The following is a 19095-nucleotide window of genomic DNA, read 5'->3' on the forward strand; positions in this document are numbered from 1 at the left end:
TAGCTTATGAAAAATCTATATGCATTAATTTGCCTATTCCCTTGCTTCTGGCTTGAAGGCCTGGCCCAAGAAGAACCTATTAAGAAACGTTCTATAGCTGGCAAATTAATCGATAATTCCAGTCAGGCAATTCCTTTCGCAACCCTTGCCTTATTTACCCAGACCGACTCTACTTTAATTACTGGAAGCAACTCCGACATAGATGGCTTCTTTGCTTTGCAAGCTCCCGAAGGCTCCTACTACCTGAAGGTATCCAGCCTCACGCATCAGGATCGTTTCGTAGATATTGAGTTAGCTGGCAAAGATGTGGACCTGGGCCCTCTAACCCTATCCACGGCGACTCAGGTATTAAATGAAGTCTTGGTCAGAGGAGAAAAAAGTCAGATGGAGCTTCAGCTGGACAAACGTGTTTTCAACGTAGGAAAAGACCTCAGTAATATAGGTGGTACGGCATCGATGATCCTGAATAACGTACCTTCGGTAACCGTAGATGTAGATGGAAATGTAGCGCTTCGTGGAAGCCAGAATGTTCGGATTTTAATTAATGGTAAACAGTCAGGAATGATTGGCTTGAATCCGGCAGAGGCCTTAAAACAGATCCCGGCCGATCTTATCGAAAGTATTGAGGTCATTACAAATCCTTCGTCACGCTATGATGCCGAAGGAGAAGTGGGGATACTAAATATTATCATGAAAAAGAACATAAGGTACGGACTTAACGGAACATTTGTGGGTACGCTGGGGCATCCATCTAACTATGCCGGATCATTTAATATCAACTACCGTAAAAACAAAACCAATCTTATTGCCAGTTATGGCCTCTCTTACCGTGAAAGTCCGGGACGAGGGAACTCCCGTCAGGAATATGCCAGTGCCGATACCAGCTTTGTATATGAACAGATAAATAATAGGACAAGGTCCGGTCTTTCTAATACTGGAACCTTCGGGCTCGACTACTTTTTTAATCAATACAATACCTTGACTACAACGGTATCCTTCCGCCATTCTAATAACGATAATCGCTCGAACTTAGAATATCGTGATTTTGATGCCTCTGACCTGTTGACCCGTACCGTGGTAAGAGAAGAAAGAGAAAGAGAGCCGAGTATTAATATAGAGGGGGCAGTAAACTATCGTAAAACCTTTGAAAAAAAGGATCAAAGTTTAACAGTGGATCTCAAATATATCATAAGCGACGAAACAGAAGCTGCCAAATACCGCCAATATACTCTCGATGCCGAGGATTTGCTGCAACAAAGATCATATAATACCGAAGATGAGAAAACCTTCCTGATTCAAGCAGATTATATCCATCCGCTGGGTGAAAATAGCCGCATTGAAGGAGGAATTAAAAGCTCTATACGACTTCTGGATAATGACTTTTCCGTTCATCAGCTTAGTGAAAAGCAAAATTGGCAGATCCTTCCCGATTTCGATAATTACCTGGCTTATGACGAACGTATTCATGCGGGTTATATCATGGGAAGCCATAAGCTCGGAAAGGTATTCGTTCAGGCAGGACTTCGAGGAGAATATTCGGACATCAGAACTTCATTAAAGAAGACCAATGAAAATAATGACCGACACTATTTCAATCTTTTCCCAAGTGTTCACCTTTCCTATGAGGTAGACAAGAAACAAACCTTACAGTTAAGCTACAGTTATAGGCTGAGCCGACCAGGCTTCCGTAACCTCCTACCCTTTTCCAACTTCAGTGATTCCCGAGTTTTCAGAGCAGGAAATCCGCTACTAAATCCGGAATACACGCACTCCTATGAGGCAGGCCATTTGATCAATATGGATAAAGGGACCCTGCTTTCCAGTATCTATTATCGGAAACGGACTGGCGTTATCGAATATATTACCAGTGTAGATAGCACAGGGTTTACTCGTATTACGCCTATCAACCTTTCGACCGGGGATTCTTATGGCCTCGAATTTAACCTTACCTATGACCCTTTCGCCTGGTGGAAACTCAGTGCAAATGCCAATTTGTTCAGGAGTCAGAACAAAGGCGAATATAACGACCGCATTCTACAGAGCGATACCTATTCGTGGAATAGTAGGGTGACCTCCCGTACTACACTCCTAAGAAATGTAGACTTTCAGGCTGCCCTAAATTACCGGGCTCCACGACATACCACCCAAGGGCGTGACTTGGCCATGTATGCTCTGGACCTAGGCTTGGCTAAAGATATTATGAAAGGCAATGCTACGGTGACTTTAAGTGTTCGCGACCTGCTCAACTCTCAAAAAAGGCGTAGAATTGTAGAAAATGAAGGCTACTATTCCCGATCCGAATTTCAATGGCGGGCACGACAAGTACTCCTCAGCTTCTCATACCGCCTGAACCGATCCAAAGAGAGGCCGAAATCGAATAATGACGGGAACTTTGGGGAAGAAGAATGATTTCTATCCCCTGAACTGGTATCTTTGTTCTCAAACTTAATTTAACTGCAGCAATGCTTTTTATAGGAAAATATAATTATCTCACCATAGAGCGGGTTACCAGTGTAGGCATGTTTCTCAGTGAAGTTGAAGGTGAAGAAGTGCTTCTTCCCAATCAATACATTACCGAGGATATGAAAATTGACGATACTATTAAGGTTTTTGTTTATCTGGACTCCGAGCACCGGCCAGTGGCAACAACCGAAACTCCCAAGATCATTCGCAATGAATTCGCCTTCTTAGAAGTCAATGATGTTACGGAGCACGGAGCATTTATGGATTGGGGGCTCATCAAAGACCTTTTCGTGCCCTTCCGCGAACAGAGTACGCCCATGCAAATCGGCGAAAAACATGTTGTGTTTCTATATCTGGATCAAAAATCGTCCAAATTAATCGCCTCTACCAAAATTGACAGGTTTTTGGATAATGAGCGGCTGACCGTTGCAGAGGGGGATGAAGTTGAAGTGCTAGTCTGGAGTAAAACAGACCTCGGATACAACGCCATTATCAATCAGTATCACAAAGGATTGATTTATGAAAACGAGGTATTTGGTAACCTGTCTGTTGGGGACACCGTAAGAGGTTATGTAAAGAAAATTAGAGAAGAAAATAAGCTGGATATCAGTCTTCAAAAAATTGGATACGAAGCAGTAGAACCCAATGCTCAGAAAATTCTGGATAGGGTAAAGTCTGAGAATGGGTTTCTCGACCTTTCAGACAAAAGTTCACCAGAGGAAATTTATGACCGTTTGGGTATGAGCAAAAAGCTATTTAAAAAAGCAATCGGTGGACTTTATAAGCAGGGTATCATCCGAATTGCTGAGGATGGCATCTTTCTTAATCCGCAAGAATAGACTGGAAGGAAGCAGATTTATCCTGATGATCTCCTGCTCCCTTTTTACAAGAAGAAAGCCCAATCGAACTTAAAATACAGAAAGGGCTTTCTTCTATATGACAAGAAAAGAATATTATGCATTATGGCAGCTTCGCTAATGCATCCGCTAGCATTTCAATATATCGCTTCCGATCCAGATCATATAGCACCTCCACATTGGGTGTTTGAGATAGTACATTATAGAAATCCACTACGGTAGTTCCAGTGGTCAGTTGCCCCTGTGTTTCTACCTGAACATAACAGGCCTTAGACTTAAAAATTTCAGGTTCCATAAGCCAGGCAATGGCACAGGGGTCATGCAGGGCGGCTCCACCGTTGAGCTCAAGGCGATTTTCTCTATAAAATTTAGAAAAGAAATCCAGCAGATCGGCCGCCACCTTTCCCGTTTGGGTACCAATTTTTCTAAACTGTATAATGTCTTCTTGAAACACCAGAGCGCGGTGGGTGACGTCCAGACCCGCCATGGTAATAGGCACTCCTGAACTGAAAACGATGGCTGCCGCTTCTGGGTCTGCATAAATATTAAACTCGGCCAGGGGACTTATGTTTCCCCGGAATATCCCTCCACCCATTAAAGATATACGTTCTATTTTATCCTTAATTTGCGGATAGACCGATATTAAGAGGGCTATATTAGTCAGAGGGCCGGTGGGCACTATGGTCAGCTTCTCCTCACTTTGCTGAAGTATCAGTGCCAGTCCTTCAACTGCAGGTATAGGCTCCGCCTCAAAAATGGGCTGAGGAAGGGACGGACCATCCAGGCCAGTTTCTCCATGTACATAATCGGCAATGATCAAATCGCGCAGTAAGGGTTTTTCCGCCCCCCGGAACACGGGTACCCGGCGTTCCATTAGGGTGAGTAACTTAAGCGCATTGGAAACAGTCTTCTCCTGAGTTTGATTACCAGCCGAAGTAGAAATGGCTTTTATATCGAAACGCTCCGACCCAAATGCGAGCATCAGCATGAGGGCGTCGTCGTGTCCCGGATCACAATCAATAATAATAGGAATTCTTTTCATTATTCAAAAGCTGTATGGTCTGTACCTAAACCCTAAGTTAGTACTTCTCATGCAAATGCCCTATCTGGACATTTAAAAATCGCAGGACAGCTCTTAATAGTCCTTGTAAATAATTTGCTGAAAGAAAGTTAGTTCTAGAAAAACGATAAAATACCAAATTAAACATGCTAAAAGTTCCTGAAAACCGTTGTAGTTTTAACCCAATTCCCTGAAGGAATTATGTTGAAGCCACGAACCCTTATTCATGAAAGAGATAGAAAATTTGCCGCCCGACCGTGACGGTTTACCTCCCTTTGTAAAAAGCTGGAGCCAGCTATATCTGTTATTGATGGGCACCTTGGCTACGCTTATTGTTCTTTTCTATTTCTTCATGAAACATTTTCAATGAATTACCTCGATTGGATCGTCCTTGCCCTTACTTTACTTTTTGTCGTATCCTATGGAATCTACCGCAGTCGTCAGAAGCAGACGATGGATTCATTCCTGCTAGCAGGCCAGTCTTTACCCTGGCACCATGTCACCCTCTCGCTAATGGCTACCCAAGCCAGTGCCATCACATTTCTTTCTGCCCCGGGACAAGCCTATACAGATGGGATGCGCTTTGTTCAGTTTTACTTCGGCTTGCCCTTGGCCATGGTGGTGCTTTGTATCACCTTCGTTCCGAAGTTTCACCGCCTCAAAGTCTTCACCGCATATGAGTTTCTTGAAAGCCGATTCGATTTAAGGACGAGAGGGCTTACTGCTATGCTATTTTTGCTTCAAAGAGGCCTATCCACCGGCCTTTCCATATATGCCCCCTCCCTTATATTGTCTACACTCCTTGGCTGGGACATTACCTGGACCAATATTATTTCCGGGGGGCTCGTACTTCTTTACACCATAACCGGAGGTTCTCAGGCAGTTTCCTATACGCACCAGCAGCAAATGGGCATCATTACCCTTGGAATGGTGGTGGCCGGATATATGGTAGTGAAATATCTCCCCGAAGGTATAGGCTTCACCGATGCCATTCATGTGGCCGGAAAAATGGGCAAAACCAATGTCATAGATTTTAGCTTCGACCTCAACAATCGGTACAACGTTTGGTCAGGATTGATAGGTGGTTTTTTCCTGCAACTTTCCTACTTCGGTACAGATCAGTCACAGGTAGGGCGCTTCCTAACCGGCCGCTCCGAAGGCCAGTCCAAGCTAGGTCTGGCCATGAATGGCCTACTCAAAATCCCCATGCAATTCTTAATACTGCTGGTAGGGGTTCTAGTATTTGCCTTCTATCAGTTTACCAACCCACCCTTATTCTTCAACGAGACTGCCGTAAAGGAAGTAAAGAGCAGTGAATATCGTGGCGAATATATGGCCTTGGAAAAACGTCATGATGCCATTCAGGCAGGGAAACACGTGCATGTCATGGCCCTCACCGATGCACTACATCGGGACGACGAAACGGCTGTAGAGGCCTCCAGAGCCGCCCTGGGGAATATTGAAGCAGAAGTAAAAAAAGTTCGTGGGGAAGCCACCACGCTCATCTCCAAGGCTAATGGCTCTGAAGTCAATGATGTCAATTATATTTTCTTACGCTTCGTAATCGATTACCTGCCCATAGGCATGGTAGGGCTTCTTATCGCGGTGATTTTGCTTGCCAGTATGGGCTCGGTTGCCTCGGCATTTAATTCCCTGGCTTCCTGCTCAGTGATTGATATTTATAAAAGAATAATACTTAAAGATGCCGAAGGTATCGACTACGTTAAAACCTCTCGTTGGATCACCTTTTTTTGGGGCGTATTCTGTGTTGGGGTAGCCCAATTTGCCTCCCGTCTGGGCAGCATGATCGAGGCAGTAAATATATTGGGTTCGCTTTTCTATGGAGTCATACTCGGGATCTTTCTAGTGGCCTTCTACTTCCGCAGGATCGGTAGCCGTGCAGTTTTCTGGGGTAGTGTTATAGCAGAAATATTTGTCATCTCCAGCTTCCTTCTGAATCTTACTGCCTTCCTTTGGCTGAATCTGATTGGTTGTAGCCTCGTGATCCTTTTCGCCTGGATTATCGAACTCATTTGGCCAGAAAATCCGTCCGGAACTCCATCCTTTTCCAGCGCCCCTTAGCCCTCTCAAACTACTTTTCCATGTATTAATATTATTATTCCCATCTAACCTGTCAAACGTTCGATTAATTTTAAAAATAAGGAAACTAAACGGGTCCAATTTTCCTTTATTAGTACAATTGATTTAGTCAAGCTTCGAGTAAGTTTGGATAGGGATGTAATACCTATACCGTAAGTATCCAGTCTTGTAAATATTGGTTACTTAATGATCGCATTCACCCTTGCAACTGTACTCGATAAGCATATTGCGCTAACTCATTAAATAACAATTCATTGCGTGACCCACCTAGCACTTACCATAATCTGGGAAGAGCCAAGGTGTTTTTTAAAAAAATCAATTCTAAAATAACCGTTACATGAAGTATCCGTCTATGCAGAGAAAATCTCTGTGGCTGGCAATTGGAATGGCCTTTGTTTTGTCATACTGGCCCAATCCAGTCCAGGCCCAAGTTGAGGGAGCCAATGGAAGCCAACAAACCCTTTCTACCCCTAGCCTTGAGAATATCGTTCAATATGCGTTACAAAATCAGCCTGGCATTCAGCAGTCGGTGCTTGATGAACGAATTACCGAAGATCAGGTAAGGAGCAAACTCGCCGATTGGTATCCACAAATCAATTTTAATTATAATTACCAGCACAACTTTGTGATACAGACCAGTATCATTGGAGGTAATCCGGTTAAGTTAGGGGTAAATAATGTTTCCGCGACTCAATTCACCCTTTCTCAGCAGCTTTTCAATAGGGATGTGTTTCTGGCCAACAGAACCAAGTCAGACGTTCTACTTAGAGCTAGGCAAAATACATCGAATAATAAGATTGATTTAACCGCTAACGTATCCAAAGCATTTTACGATGTATTGTCGACCACCGAGCAGATTAATGTTGCTACTGAGGACATAAGACGACTTGAGAGGAGCTTACAGGACGCAGAAAATCAGTATAAGGCGGGTATAACCGATAAAATTGACTTCAAAAGAGCCACCATTTCACTCAATAATACCAAAGCTAATAAAAAGAGTAATGAGGAAATGCTCAAAGCCAAGGTGGCCTATTTAAAATCTTTAATAGGTTATCCCGACGACCAACCCTTATCAATAGCCTACGACACCCTTCAGATGGAGCGGGAGCTATACTTAGATACGACCAGGGTCCCCGCCTATGCCGATCGAATAGAGTATCAGATCTTAGAAACACAGAAGCGACTGGCGGAGGCTAACCTGCAATACAATAAATGGAGCTACTTGCCAACTGTGTCTATTAACGGGGCTTATAACCTTAATTTCCAGAACAATCAATTTTCAGAATTATATAATAAAAACTATCCACAATCTTATGGCTTGCTAACGGTTTCCTTACCCTTATTTCAGGGAGGCAAACGAAAAGCCAATATTAGTCAGGCCCAGTGGCAAGTAAAAAGAGCGGATTGGGATTTGGTAAATTTAAAAAATAATATTCGTTCTGAATACGCCACGGCCTTGGCCACTTACCAAAGTAACCTGACTAATCTATTGGCACAAAAGGAAAATGTAGAGCTTGCCAAGGAAGTTTATGAAATTGTTCAACTTCAATATAGGTCCGGAATTAAGGCTTATTTGGAGGTCGTCACTTCCGAAACCGATCTACGACTGGCCAGAATCAACTACTATAATGCCCTTTACGATGTATTGGCTAGTAAAATAGACGTCCAGAGAACCCTGGGCCAACTCAATAATCCAGAATAAAACCTAGTGCTTTGTTTTGATCCACCTACTTATCTTATATAGAAATTCAAAAATATGTTACCTCAAATCAAATTAATAGCAAGCTCTACGATTCTGATTACAGCGCTGTGGTCATGTGGCCAGAAGGAGCAGCAAAAACCTACCGCCCCGCAGGAAGTTCCCGTAACACTGATGGAAGTAACCAATGAAACTACTACCTATTTTGATCAGTATCCTGGCACGGTTGTTCCTTTAAATGAAATAGAGTTGCGTCCTCAGGTCTCCGGATTTATCACCGGAATCCACTTCAAAGATGGCGCCAAGGTAAAGAAAGGTCAACTTCTTTATAGCATTGACGCACAACTATATTCGGCAAATTACGATCAGGCAGTTGCTGCATTGCAGGTTCAGGAAGCCAATATGCTTAAAGCCCAAAAGGATGCCGACCGCTACCAGGCCCTAGCCAAAAATGATGCAGTAGCGACCCAGCTGGTAGACAATGCCGAGGCGGCCTTACAGGTAGCCAAGAAACAGGTTGAGGCAGCAAAGGCCAATATTAAAGCGGTACAAACCAATGTTCGATACACCAAAGTTTATGCTCCTTTTAGTGGTACTATTGGCATATCCCAGGTAAAACCTGGATCTCCTGTATCCGCCGGTCAAACCTTGTTAAACACGGTATCCACCGATCAGCAGCTCGCTGTAGACTTCAATGTCGATCAGAAGGAAATTTATCGCTTTACCAACCTGATCAAAGAGAATAAAAAATCCGATTCTACTTTTACCTTGGCTTTCGGCCAAGAAATATATCCATATCCCGGCAAAATAGACCTTTTGGATCGGGCAGTAGACCCTCAGACAGGTACCATCAGGGCTCGACTAACTTTCCCCAATCCCGACAATGCGCTAAGAGCAGGGATGACGGGAAATGTACGGGTTCGAAGCGTTTCAGGAGCTTCTGCCGTATCCATTCCTTTCAAAGCTGTAACAGAACAGCTGGGTGAATATTTTGTATATGTACTAGGCGACAGCAGCAAAGTGACGCAACGTCGCATTGAGCCAGGGCGCACGGTAGGAAGCAAGATCATTGTTGAGAAAGGACTGAATGCAGGAGAGAAAATTGCCGTAGAGGGTATTCAGAACCTTAGAGAGGGTGTAAAAGTTACCACCGCCAGTCCGCAAGCAGCACCTGGGGCTGGCAATAAATAAGCACATAAAAAATTGTTTGTCACGGCCCATTACCTAGCCCTGACTTCACCTGTCAGATAGTACTATTATGATTGCAGACATATTCATCAAAAGACCGATCACGGCCATCGTAAGTTCGGTGGTAATCGTGCTGGTAGGTCTTATTTCCCTATTTAATTTGCCCGTTGCGCAGTATCCTGACGTGACACCGCCTACGGTAACTGTTTCAGGAAGTTTTACTGGAGCGGATGCTCAAACGGTGGAACAGACTACCACAACCCCAATAGAAACCCAGATTAATGGTACTCCTGGCATGACCTATATGTCCAGTAACAGCACCGGTAGCGGACAAAGTAGTATTAACGTCGTATTTGACGTAGGTACAGACGTAAACATAGCTGCTCTGGATGTTCAAAATCGCGTAAGCGTTGCGGAGCCTACCCTACCCGATGCCGTGAAGCGGCTTGGTCTTACTGTCCGTAAACGCCAGCCGTCTATTATGATAGCCCTGGCCTTATATTCTCCTAATGGCTCACATGATGCACAATTCATTGGTAATTATGCCAATATCTACCTAAAAGATGCATTACAACGTGTTAAAGGTGTGGGCGATATTGTAACACGGGCCGACGATTTCAGTATGCGTATTTGGCTGGACCCCGATAAGTTAGCCACGCTTAAAATGGTACCTGCCGATATTTCGGCTGCATTGGCGGAGCAAAACTTGCAGGTGGCAGCAGGAACAGTAGGTGGAAACCCTCAGCCCAACACCCAGTCCTTCGAATATAATGTACTTACCAACAGCCGGCTAAGCACCAAGGAGCAGTTTGAAGATATCGTCGTTAGAAGCTCCCCTACTGAAGGTTCTATTGTCTATCTAAAAGATGTTGCCCGTGTAGAACTTGGGAAATTCGATTATGGGATCAATGCTTTTGTGGATGGAAAACCTGCTGCATTTGTATTGATCTACCAAGCACCCGGCGCCAACGCATTGGATACATATGATGGTGTGATGGCGGCTTTAAAGAAACTTAAGCCCTCTTTCCCCAAAGACTTAGACTATTCTATTCCACTAGAAACGGCCTCTGTGGTGCGGGTATCTATCGAGGAAGTGTTACACACTTTTGCCGAGGCCATGATTCTCGTGATTATTGTGGTATTCCTCTTCCTTCAGAACTGGAGAGCTACTTTGATTCCGATCCTGGCCATTCCGGTATCGCTGATTGGAACTTTTATATTCTTTATACCCTTTGGCTTCACCATCAATACCCTCACCCTTTTTGCCTTCGTGTTGGCTATCGGAATCGTAGTAGATGATGCCATTGTAGTTGTCGAGGCGGTGCAGCATAATATAGATCACGAAAAGTTATCTCCCAAAAAGGCCACAAAAAAGGCCATGAAAGAGATTTCCGGACCAGTAATCGCCATTGCTCTTATTCTTGCAGCGGTATTCGTACCGGTAAGTTTTGTGCCAGGAATAGTAGGCCGATTGTATCAGCAGTTCGCCATAACCATTGCAGTTTCCGTTCTGCTTTCAGCATTTGTTGCCCTTTCGCTTACACCAGCACTCTGTGTTATCATGTTAAAACCTTCTAAAGGGGTGAACGACAAGAAAAACATGCTGGAGCGTTTCTTCGATCGCTTTAACCGGTGGTTCGAACGTTTATCAAGTAAATATACCAATGGGGTTGCCGGATGGATCAAAGCAACCCCTCTGGTACTCGTGATGATGGTATGTCTGTTTGTAGGTTTGTTCTTCTTGTTCCAAAACAAACCCACCGGTTTCATCCCTATTGAGGATGAAGGGCGACTGTATGTAACATACGAAATGCCAGAGGCCACCTCCACCACACGAAATGTAGCTATGATTAAAGATATTATGGCCCGATTAAAGGAGATACCAGAGGTTCGTGTTGTAGGTGGACTGGCAGGACTCAACGTGATTAGTTTTTCTAACAAATCCAATGTTGGTACCATGTTTGTAAACCTGCATCCATGGGCCGACCGTAAGGGAGCTGAGCACCATGTACAGTCGGTCATAGCCAAGATTCGGCAGAAAACCGGGGATATTAAAGAGGCCCGCATTATGCCTATATCACCTCCTGCGATTCCGGGACTAGGATCTACAGCCGGCTTTACCTTCCAGCTACAGCAGGCTACCAGTACCGACAATATTCAGCAGTTTGAAGTAGTGGCCAGGAAATTTCTGGGAGATATTAATGCCAGACCTGAGATCGGCGCTGCATTTACCTTCTTTAACGCACGTACGCCTAGCTATGAACTTGAGGTGGATCGGGATAAAACCAAAAAACTGGGAGTAAAAGTCTCCGACGTCTACAGTTCGCTTTCTACACTTTTGGGTAGTAGCTATGTCAACGACTTCAATTTATATGGCCGGAACTTCCGGGTAATGGTTCAGGCCGATAGTACCTACCGATCGTCATTGGATAAGATCAAGAAGTTTTACGTTCGCAATTCCCAGGGCAATATGATTCCCCTAAGCTCACTCGTAAGCTCCAAATTGATAGAGACACCAGCGCTTATTTCCCATTATAATATATACCGCTCCATCGAAATTAATGGTACTCCAGGAGACGGTTATTCCAGTGGCCAGGCCATCGAAGCCCTTCGGGAGGTCGCTCAGACTCTACCGGAAGGTTACAGTTTCGAATTTTCAGGGATGAGCAGCGAAGAAATTAAGGCGGGTAACAGTACTACCCTAATATTCTCTATTTCCATTCTTTTTGTATTCCTTTTCCTGGCCGCACTCTACGAAAGTTGGTCTATTCCATTCTCTGTACTATTTGCGGTACCTATCGGAGCATTTGGGTCCATTCTAACCCTGACCTTTATGCCCAACCTGACAAATAATATTTATGCTCAGATTGGACTGATCACCTTAATTGGACTTGCAGCCAAAAACGCCATTCTAATCGTCGAGTTCGCCAAAGAAAGGGTAGATAATGGAATGGAACTAGTGGCTGCCACCCTGGAGGCAGTTAAGCTCCGCCTCCGACCGATTATTATGACTTCTTTAGCCTTTATTCTTGGTGTGCTCCCTCTGGCCTTCGCCAGCGGTGCCGCAGCCGAATCTCGTAAGACCATCGGTTGGACCGTATTCGGCGGTATGATTGCCGCCACTTCTCTAGCTATCTTCGTAGTACCTGTACTATTCGTCGCCATAGAGAAAATAGCCATGGGCAAAAAGCTTAAGGCTAGACAAGCAGGTGAATTAGAAGAGGAAGACTAGTAATCATTGAAAACATAAGCATAAGAAAAGGCTGCCATATCCGAAATGATATGGCAGCCTTTTTTTGATATTATCCTGGAGAATTTACCTGGAACAGACCCGTTCGATTGTGCTAGGCGACAATTGATTCCTATTTTTTATTGTATTTTACAGTTGTATAATAAAGCTCAAGCTTAGAATTATTCGGCCCGACTTTAACATTCTGATCGCCTATTACCAACCTGGAAACACCTTTAGCATAATCGGAACGAGCTTCAGGCCACGATCCATTCGCCATAGCAGAAGTATATAAGGCAAGTCCATTCTCTGTTTTATAATCACTAAACATGATGCTGGCTACAAAAGCACTCACATCAAAAACATAATATTGCTCATTATCAATGATATTCTCAACATACTGTCCAGAAATGGCTTCACGTCCGTCTAAGGTTGTCAGGGCTTGAGGAACAAAATTGCCTTCACCAGAAGAGAAGAACTCATTATTTTTATTAATGTAATATAAATACAGTCGCTTAGGTGCATTATACATAGGCGTAACGCTCTGCTGAACCGGATAAATTTTCAGCAAGGCTCTGTTGGCGACCGAATAGTCAACATATTTCAGATTGCTCAGATATGGTAGATCTATTCTGGTGAATACCCCCATCCCTTCCTGAATGAACGATCTGTTATTAGTCTGGCTGGAGGGAATAGCACTAGTTTTGGGCCCTGTAGCCTGTGCCAATTGGGTGCCCTTCCTATCTGTGGAAATCTGATTATAAGAAGCATTCAAAGCAACCACCGATTTATTCTTTGATATACCATCATTACCTACCACATGATAGTGGAGACGTATCCCAGAATTTGTGCCCTGAAGCTTAATACCAATAACTGCCCCTTGATCCTGATCGCTTACCCGCAGCGTAATACCTTGAATAACTTGATACCAGTCGTCTGCTGTTTTCATGAGATTACTCTCCGCCAGATCGAAAATCTTCTTTCCTAATTCATCTGAAAGTCTGATTTTCAAAGAATCTGTATTGGGCATTGGTTTAAACTTCAAAGTTCCTAAAGGTTTAGCATCAAAAGGAAGCGTTGAGGTATTAAAATAGGACGACCGAAGGAAGATATCCTTAGTTACCGCATGTACCGAAAGGTTCATGGTTTTGGTGGTGTCACCATAATAATATCCGTCATATTCTAACAACACGTCTAACGAGTCATACACCGCTTTTTCGGGGAGTACGATAGAGCCCTGAAGCTGGGGTTGGGTATAGCCCTGTGCTGTGACAGTCCCGAGCAACGGATCCTGATATCTTCCCGTCAGCAGGCGGTCCACGCCGCCGGTCATTAAAGAATCGTAAACGACGGTACTAAACTTTACCGTATTGGTATCGCTATAAAGAACGGCGAAGTCGTCGGGATTGGGCTGAACCAATGAAACAATCTCATCTCCCCAGTCACAGCTCGACAGAGAAGTCGCCAAGCCTAGGGCCAAAGAGATATTAAGAAAACGGGAGATATATGATTTGGGGGTCTTTAAGTTTATGCTCATCTAAGAAAGAAACAGTAAAAATGCAAAATTATGAGTTGTAAACTTAATTACAACATATTTAAACGAAAGAGAATTAATTTAATGAAACCAACATCTTGCTGCAACACAAGCAATGATACCAGCGTAATCCAATTTAGATCAGACTAAACAAACGTCTCAAACCTAGTTATCAATACGATTCGTACCATTTATTTGTGGCATTCATAACAGAAGAAATATATTTTTTCGGTATAGCAAAAACCGTCACTTTAAAAATTATAGGAGATTAAGGGCTTCAGAGGGCCTAAATTTTTAATTTAAAGCAACAAAACAAGGTGCCATGCGTTGAATTCTGGCACCCCGGACAAAAAGAAATATTCAAATTTTGTAAGCATTGCTTTACTAACCAAAGCCAAGATGTTATGTTTGCAGAAAATTTAACTTTGGCCAAGGTATAGGTTGTTCCTATAGATCGTTCAAATTTATAATTTATTTTATCAGTAAAAATTCGTCAAACCATATTATTTTCATGTTCAATACTTTAAAGAAGACGTCATTAGCCCTAATAATTGCCTCAACCGCACTCGTGCAGGTAGGATGTAATAATGATGACCCAGAGGCTGATAAATTGGGTAACTGGTACCGCGATGGCATCCCTGGATTCGGTGGTTCGGCCCGTGCCAGAGCCGTAAGCTTCCTGATTGGCGATAAAGGATATGTGGGTACCGGACTTACCAACGAAACCGTTTCAAGAGTAAAAGATTTCTGGTCCTATGAAGCAAGTTCTAAGATTTGGTCTCAAAAAGCAGAATTCCCTGGAACTGGACGTACGGATGCAGTGTCTTTCGTTATAGGTGGTAAAGCTTATGTAGGTACAGGTTATGACGGCAATACCCAGCTAGACAACGGATATAAGAAGGATTTCTATAGTTACGATCCAGCAAAAAATAGTTGGACTGCTGTAGCAGATTTTGCAGGTGGAACCCGCCAGTATGCTTCTGCTTTTTCTGTTGGTGACAAGGCATATGTTGGCTTAGGCTATAACGGAAGCGGTTTCTATCAGGATTTTTATGAATATAATGCTACTACAGACTCCTGGAGAGAAATTGCTACCTTCACAGGTGGCAAGCGTAGAGGTGCTACTGCATTCACGGTTTCAGGTAAGGGTTATGTAGGCTTCGGTACTTCCAATTCCAACAGTTCAACCAGCGATCTTTATCAATTCGATCCTGCCGGTAATGCTGGTCAGGGAGCATGGACCAAAATGGTTAACGACGACGAAGATTTCCCGAAGCGTACTCACTCGCTGGCCCTGGTTTTCAGCGACAAAGTATACTTGGTTGGAGGAGCTAATCAATCAGATTGCTGGGAGTATGTGCCTGCCACCAATGTATGGACTGAAGTAACCGGATTTGAAGGTGGTCAACGTGGATATGCCGCTGGGTTCGCTGTGGGTAATCTCGGCTACTTCGGAACTGGCAGCCCCTCTGGCTCCGCAGGTTTTGACGACTGGTGGGCATTTGACCCTACAGCCGTAGTGAATGATGAAGACAACTAAATCAAGATAATTTGTGCGTAAGCCTTTCATCATATTATTAGTGATTGCTGGCCTTGTCGGAACCTATTTATGGTTCAACAAGGCCAGCCTTTTTACAGGCCCTGACGACTCTCCGGAGCACGTGCTGCATATTAAAACCTCCTTGGATTCCCTCAATGGTTGGGGATACGAAATATTTGACGATACTACCTTGATCATTCAACAGAAGCACCTCCCCGGTGTCGAGGGTCTCAAAGGTTTTGAAAAGGAGAGCCAGGCTCGGGCTACCGGAGCTCTGGTGGTTCATAAAATCTATACAGGCCAACTCCCCCCTACCATTACACGGCATGAGCTAGACAGCCTGCTGGCATTATAAGACCTGTCAGGGATACAATCCTTACTTTAGTCGATATACCCCAGTCAGAGGGAAATGATCTGAGAAAAAAATATCACGATGTGTTTCGAATTTAACTAGCTCTAGTTTATTGGCATCATAAAATTGCTGGTCGATCCGTATAAAATATGGCAGACTGTTATAGGTAAATCCAAATCCTGATCCGCCTTCTTCGAAGGCATTGGACAACCTTTTCCGCATACGGTTATAGGAGTAGCTATAAGGCGTTTCATTGAAATCCCCTCCGACAATTACCGGGTGTTTAGCCTCTTTTATCCATTCTTCCAGCAAATCTACCTCTCCTTTCCTATGTAAGAAGCCATTTTTTAGTTTGCGCATCACCAGCACTCCTCCTTTTTCAAGTTCTTCTTTGTCTTTCTCTTTGACAAGTTTATCTATTTGAAGGCTCATGGAGAACAAGTGGGTTCCAAAAATAGATAGGGTGTCCTTGCCTATCGCTATGTCGGCCTGAACGATTCCATTTAAGACTTGAAATAATGTGTCTCTGGCGGCCACGATTGGGTATTTCGAAAAAACCGTTAACCGTACCGTATTTTTCAATGCCTTATGCTTTCGATGTTGTAGGGTATGGTAATAGGGATAGGTTTTTCGAATATTGTCCAAAGTACGCCGATGGGTCCAGTTAGAATATTCAGGCAATAAGAGTACGTCGGCCTCCTGCCCCAGGAGCCATTGCAGATAATCGGAAACTTCCTGCCCGCTTTTCGTATAATTTCCTACATTATAGGAAAGCACCGAAATCACCTTTTTATCTTCTGCTTCAGCGTTCTTCGGGGCTGCATCTAGCCGATAGGTTCGGGGTAAGAGCAAAAGAAATGAGCCAAATACCAGCAAGGGCCAGAGCAGATTGCGGGGACTAAAAATAAGTATCAACCCCAGGCAAAACAGATGAAATAGTAAAAGCACCGGATAGCCAAGCCCCAGTACGCCAAGCACCCAGCCCTGGATATACCCCAGATATATTAGAAAAGTTAAAATTATGGTAAAAAAACTAACAAAAGAATAGAGCCTGCGCATATCTAGATAAAACCGTAATAATGATGCTGCAATATAAGGACAAAATTCAGCGTATGTTTTATTTTAGGAAACCCTAGCCCACTTGTAGATCTGATTTAATTGTATTACATTTGTGGCAGAATTCTATTTTGATCGGTTGATTGAGGGGTATTAAACCCCTTTTTTATTTATAGTCCATCTTACATGACAGTTAAAGAACAGTTGGAAGATTTGCTCAATCCGATATTGGAAGCAAGCAATTGTTTTCTTGTCGATATTTCGTTAAAACCTTCCAAAATAAGTCAGAAAGTAATTATTTTAGTCGATAGCGACGAGGGAATTACCATACAGCAGTGCACGTCTGTGAGCCGGCAGCTGGCCAAACAACTTGAAGAAATGGAGTTTTTCGCCGAGGCTTATACCCTAGAGGTGTCTTCTCCCGGCTTGGACCAGCCCTTGGTATTGCCCCGTCAGTTTATAAAAAACATCGGTAGGAGTTTAAAAATCACAGACAACTCAGGAGAAATGTTTACGGGAGAGCTTTTAGAAGTAGGGGAAAAGGAAATCACCCTCCAGGTTCCCGCTCCGAAGAAGAAACCGAAAGTCCCTGTCGAGGAGGCCTCCCTGCGGAAGGTGATCGCCTTCGACCAAATAGCCAAAGCACTTGTAGTGATTTCACTCAAGTAAAAATTAAGCTCCGGGCCTAAGGCCAGAGTAGAATGAAAGATAAAATTGTACAACCTAAGATCAGCAAATATTCATACTAAATACAATGGATAGCGGAATATTAATAGAATCATTTGCAGAGTTTGCAAGCTCTAAAAACATTGATCGTCCTACGATGATCAGCGTATTGGAGGAGGTTTTTAGAACCATGATTCGTAAAAAATACGGCACCGATGATAACTTTGACGTCATCATTAACCCGGAAAGTGGTGATTTAGAAATGTGGCGTACCCGTGAGATTGTCGATGACAACTCAGAGGATATTTGGGAGTACAACAAAATACCCCTTAACGAAGCCCGTAGAATCCAAAGCGACTTTGAAGTCGGCGAGGAAGTGGCCGAGGAAGTAAAACTAGAAGAATTTGGCCGCCGCTTGGTTCAGACGGCCCGCCAAACCCTGATACAGCGTATCAAGGATATGGAGAAGGAGATCATGTATGAAAAATACAAGGATCAGGTTGGAGAGATGATCACGGGCGAAGTGTATCAGACATTGCGTCACGAGGTAATTATAGTAGACAGTGAAGGAAACGAACTTTCTTTACCACGTGTTGAACAGATATCTAAAGATCGCTTCCGCAAAGGAGAGTCGGTTAAAGCGGTAATTCATAAGGTAGACATGAATAATGGCTCCCCAAAAATTACTCTGTCCCGGACCTCCCCCATGTTCTTAGAGCGCCTGTTTGAAGTAGAGATTCCTGAAATTTATGATGGAATTATTGCTGTAAGAAGAGTTGTACGAGAGCCAGGCGAAAGAGCGAAGGTAGCTGTGGAATCCTTCGATGACCGCATTGATCCGGTAGGAGCCTGTGTGGGAATGAAGGGATCCAGAATCCATTCTATCGTGAGGGAACTGGGTAACGAAAATATTGATGTCATCAATTTTACCGAAAACCTGGAGTTACTTATAAGCAGAGCGTTAAGCCCGGCCAAAGTTAGTTCCATGCAGATTGACAAAGATGCCCGCCGGGTTTCTGTCTTTTTAAAGCCCGATCAAGTATCTTTGGCAATTGGTAAAGGTGGCCAGAACATTAAATTGGCTGGTAAACTTGTCGGAATGGAGATCGATGTGTTCCGTGATATCGAAGAACAGAATGATGAAGATGTAGATTTGTCTGAATTCTCAGATGAAATCGAGAGCTGGATTATTCAGGAGCTTCATAAGATTGGCTTAGATACTGCCAAAAGTGTTTTAGCCCTTAGCACGGAAGAACTGGTACGTAGAACCGATATGGAAGATACTACCATCGAAGAGGTCCTGGAGATCCTTCGTAAAGAATTTGAGTAAAATAAAATGAAGCATGCCTGG

Annotated in this window: 14 protein-coding genes; 11 read left to right on the top strand and 3 right to left on the bottom strand. The window is 43.6% G+C overall.

Annotated features, from left to right (window positions below; genetic code table 11):
• The first annotated feature begins 6 nt into the window (after positions 1-6).
• Positions 7-2409: a TonB-dependent receptor gene (locus tag X939_RS0112015; protein WP_025763520.1), complete on the top strand. Its 2403-nt coding sequence runs from the start codon at positions 7-9 to the stop codon at positions 2407-2409.
• A 53-nt stretch (positions 2410-2462) separates the two neighbouring features.
• Positions 2463-3302 carry a CvfB family protein gene (locus X939_RS0112020; RefSeq protein WP_025763521.1) on the top strand — a complete coding sequence of 280 codons (840 nt, stop codon included), beginning with the start codon at positions 2463-2465 and terminating at the stop codon, positions 3300-3302.
• 121 nt (positions 3303-3423) lie between these two features.
• Here X939_RS0112020 and X939_RS0112025 read toward each other — a convergent pair whose 3' ends face one another.
• On the bottom strand, positions 3424-4362 hold the full coding sequence (locus tag X939_RS0112025) for a nucleoside hydrolase (protein WP_025763522.1): 939 nt from the start codon (positions 4360-4362) through the stop codon (positions 3424-3426).
• Positions 4363-4606: 244 nt separating this feature from the next.
• On the opposite strand from X939_RS0112025, the gene X939_RS23790 reads away from it, so the two are divergent.
• The 5 genes from X939_RS23790 (at position 4607) to X939_RS0112050 (ending at position 12599) form a co-directional block, all read left to right on the top strand.
• On the top strand, positions 4607-4750 hold the full coding sequence (locus X939_RS23790) for a hypothetical protein (RefSeq protein ID WP_198034408.1): 144 nt from the start codon (positions 4607-4609) through the stop codon (positions 4748-4750).
• A complete protein-coding gene (locus tag X939_RS0112035) occupies positions 4747-6462 on the top strand; it encodes a sodium:solute symporter family protein (RefSeq protein WP_025763523.1) in 1716 nt (571 codons plus the stop codon). Before X939_RS23790 ends, X939_RS0112035 begins: the two co-directional genes overlap by 4 nt.
• Before the next feature lie 355 nt (positions 6463-6817).
• Positions 6818-8182 carry a TolC family protein gene (locus tag X939_RS0112040; RefSeq protein ID WP_025763524.1) on the top strand — a complete coding sequence of 455 codons (1365 nt, stop codon included), beginning with the start codon at positions 6818-6820 and terminating at the stop codon, positions 8180-8182.
• A 54-nt stretch (positions 8183-8236) separates the two neighbouring features.
• Positions 8237-9370, top strand: coding sequence for an efflux RND transporter periplasmic adaptor subunit (locus X939_RS0112045; RefSeq protein ID WP_025763525.1), 1134 nt, complete (start codon positions 8237-8239; stop codon positions 9368-9370).
• A gap of 67 nt (positions 9371-9437) precedes the next feature.
• Complete coding sequence (locus tag X939_RS0112050) at positions 9438-12599, top strand: efflux RND transporter permease subunit (protein ID WP_025763526.1); 3162 nt, start codon at positions 9438-9440, stop codon at positions 12597-12599.
• A 130-nt stretch (positions 12600-12729) separates the two neighbouring features.
• Here X939_RS0112050 and X939_RS0112055 read toward each other — a convergent pair whose 3' ends face one another.
• Positions 12730-14133 (bottom strand): DUF4270 family protein, encoded by a 1404-nt coding sequence (locus X939_RS0112055; protein ID WP_025763527.1) that lies wholly within the window; start codon positions 14131-14133, stop codon positions 12730-12732.
• Positions 14134-14641: 508 nt separating this feature from the next.
• Between X939_RS0112055 and X939_RS0112060 the strand changes: the two genes are divergently transcribed.
• Complete coding sequence (locus X939_RS0112060) at positions 14642-15670, top strand: Kelch repeat-containing protein (protein ID WP_025763528.1); 1029 nt, start codon at positions 14642-14644, stop codon at positions 15668-15670.
• A gap of 13 nt (positions 15671-15683) precedes the next feature.
• Positions 15684-16025: a DUF4907 domain-containing protein gene (locus tag X939_RS23070; RefSeq protein WP_084299461.1), complete on the top strand. Its 342-nt coding sequence runs from the start codon at positions 15684-15686 to the stop codon at positions 16023-16025.
• A gap of 21 nt (positions 16026-16046) precedes the next feature.
• Here the strand turns inward: X939_RS23070 and X939_RS23075 are convergent, their stop codons facing one another.
• Entirely contained in the window at positions 16047-17081 is a 1035-nt protein-coding gene (locus X939_RS23075) for an endonuclease/exonuclease/phosphatase family protein (RefSeq protein WP_025763530.1), read from the bottom strand.
• 183 nt (positions 17082-17264) lie between these two features.
• Here X939_RS23075 and rimP point away from each other — a divergent pair, with 183 nt between their 5' ends.
• Both rimP and nusA read left to right on the top strand, forming a co-directional pair.
• On the top strand, positions 17265-17747 hold the full coding sequence (rimP, locus tag X939_RS0112075) for a ribosome maturation factor RimP (protein ID WP_025763531.1): 483 nt from the start codon (positions 17265-17267) through the stop codon (positions 17745-17747).
• A gap of 85 nt (positions 17748-17832) precedes the next feature.
• Positions 17833-19074 (top strand): transcription termination factor NusA, encoded by a 1242-nt coding sequence (nusA, locus tag X939_RS0112080; protein WP_025763532.1) that lies wholly within the window; start codon positions 17833-17835, stop codon positions 19072-19074.
• Positions 19075-19095: the final 21 nt, after the last annotated feature.

This window comes from Dyadobacter tibetensis Y620-1, assembly GCF_000566685.1.
Taxonomy (GTDB): Bacteria; Bacteroidota; Bacteroidia; order Cytophagales; family Spirosomataceae; genus Dyadobacter; species Dyadobacter tibetensis.

Coding starts and splice junctions, on each gene's coding strand:
- X939_RS0112015 (WP_025763520.1), top strand. CDS start 7: ATGAAAAATCTATATGCATTAATTTGCCTATTCCCTTGCTTCTGGCTT.
- X939_RS0112020 (WP_025763521.1), top strand. CDS start 2,463: ATGCTTTTTATAGGAAAATATAATTATCTCACCATAGAGCGGGTTACC.
- X939_RS0112025 (WP_025763522.1), bottom strand. CDS start 4,362: ATGAAAAGAATTCCTATTATTATTGATTGTGATCCGGGACACGACGAC.
- X939_RS23790 (WP_198034408.1), top strand. CDS start 4,607: ATGAAAGAGATAGAAAATTTGCCGCCCGACCGTGACGGTTTACCTCCC.
- X939_RS0112035 (WP_025763523.1), top strand. CDS start 4,747: ATGAATTACCTCGATTGGATCGTCCTTGCCCTTACTTTACTTTTTGTC.
- X939_RS0112040 (WP_025763524.1), top strand. CDS start 6,818: ATGAAGTATCCGTCTATGCAGAGAAAATCTCTGTGGCTGGCAATTGGA.
- X939_RS0112045 (WP_025763525.1), top strand. CDS start 8,237: ATGTTACCTCAAATCAAATTAATAGCAAGCTCTACGATTCTGATTACA.
- X939_RS0112050 (WP_025763526.1), top strand. CDS start 9,438: ATGATTGCAGACATATTCATCAAAAGACCGATCACGGCCATCGTAAGT.
- X939_RS0112055 (WP_025763527.1), bottom strand. CDS start 14,133: ATGAGCATAAACTTAAAGACCCCCAAATCATATATCTCCCGTTTTCTT.
- X939_RS0112060 (WP_025763528.1), top strand. CDS start 14,642: ATGTTCAATACTTTAAAGAAGACGTCATTAGCCCTAATAATTGCCTCA.
- X939_RS23075 (WP_025763530.1), bottom strand. CDS start 17,081: ATGCGCAGGCTCTATTCTTTTGTTAGTTTTTTTACCATAATTTTAACT.
- rimP (WP_025763531.1), top strand. CDS start 17,265: ATGACAGTTAAAGAACAGTTGGAAGATTTGCTCAATCCGATATTGGAA.
- nusA (WP_025763532.1), top strand. CDS start 17,833: ATGGATAGCGGAATATTAATAGAATCATTTGCAGAGTTTGCAAGCTCT.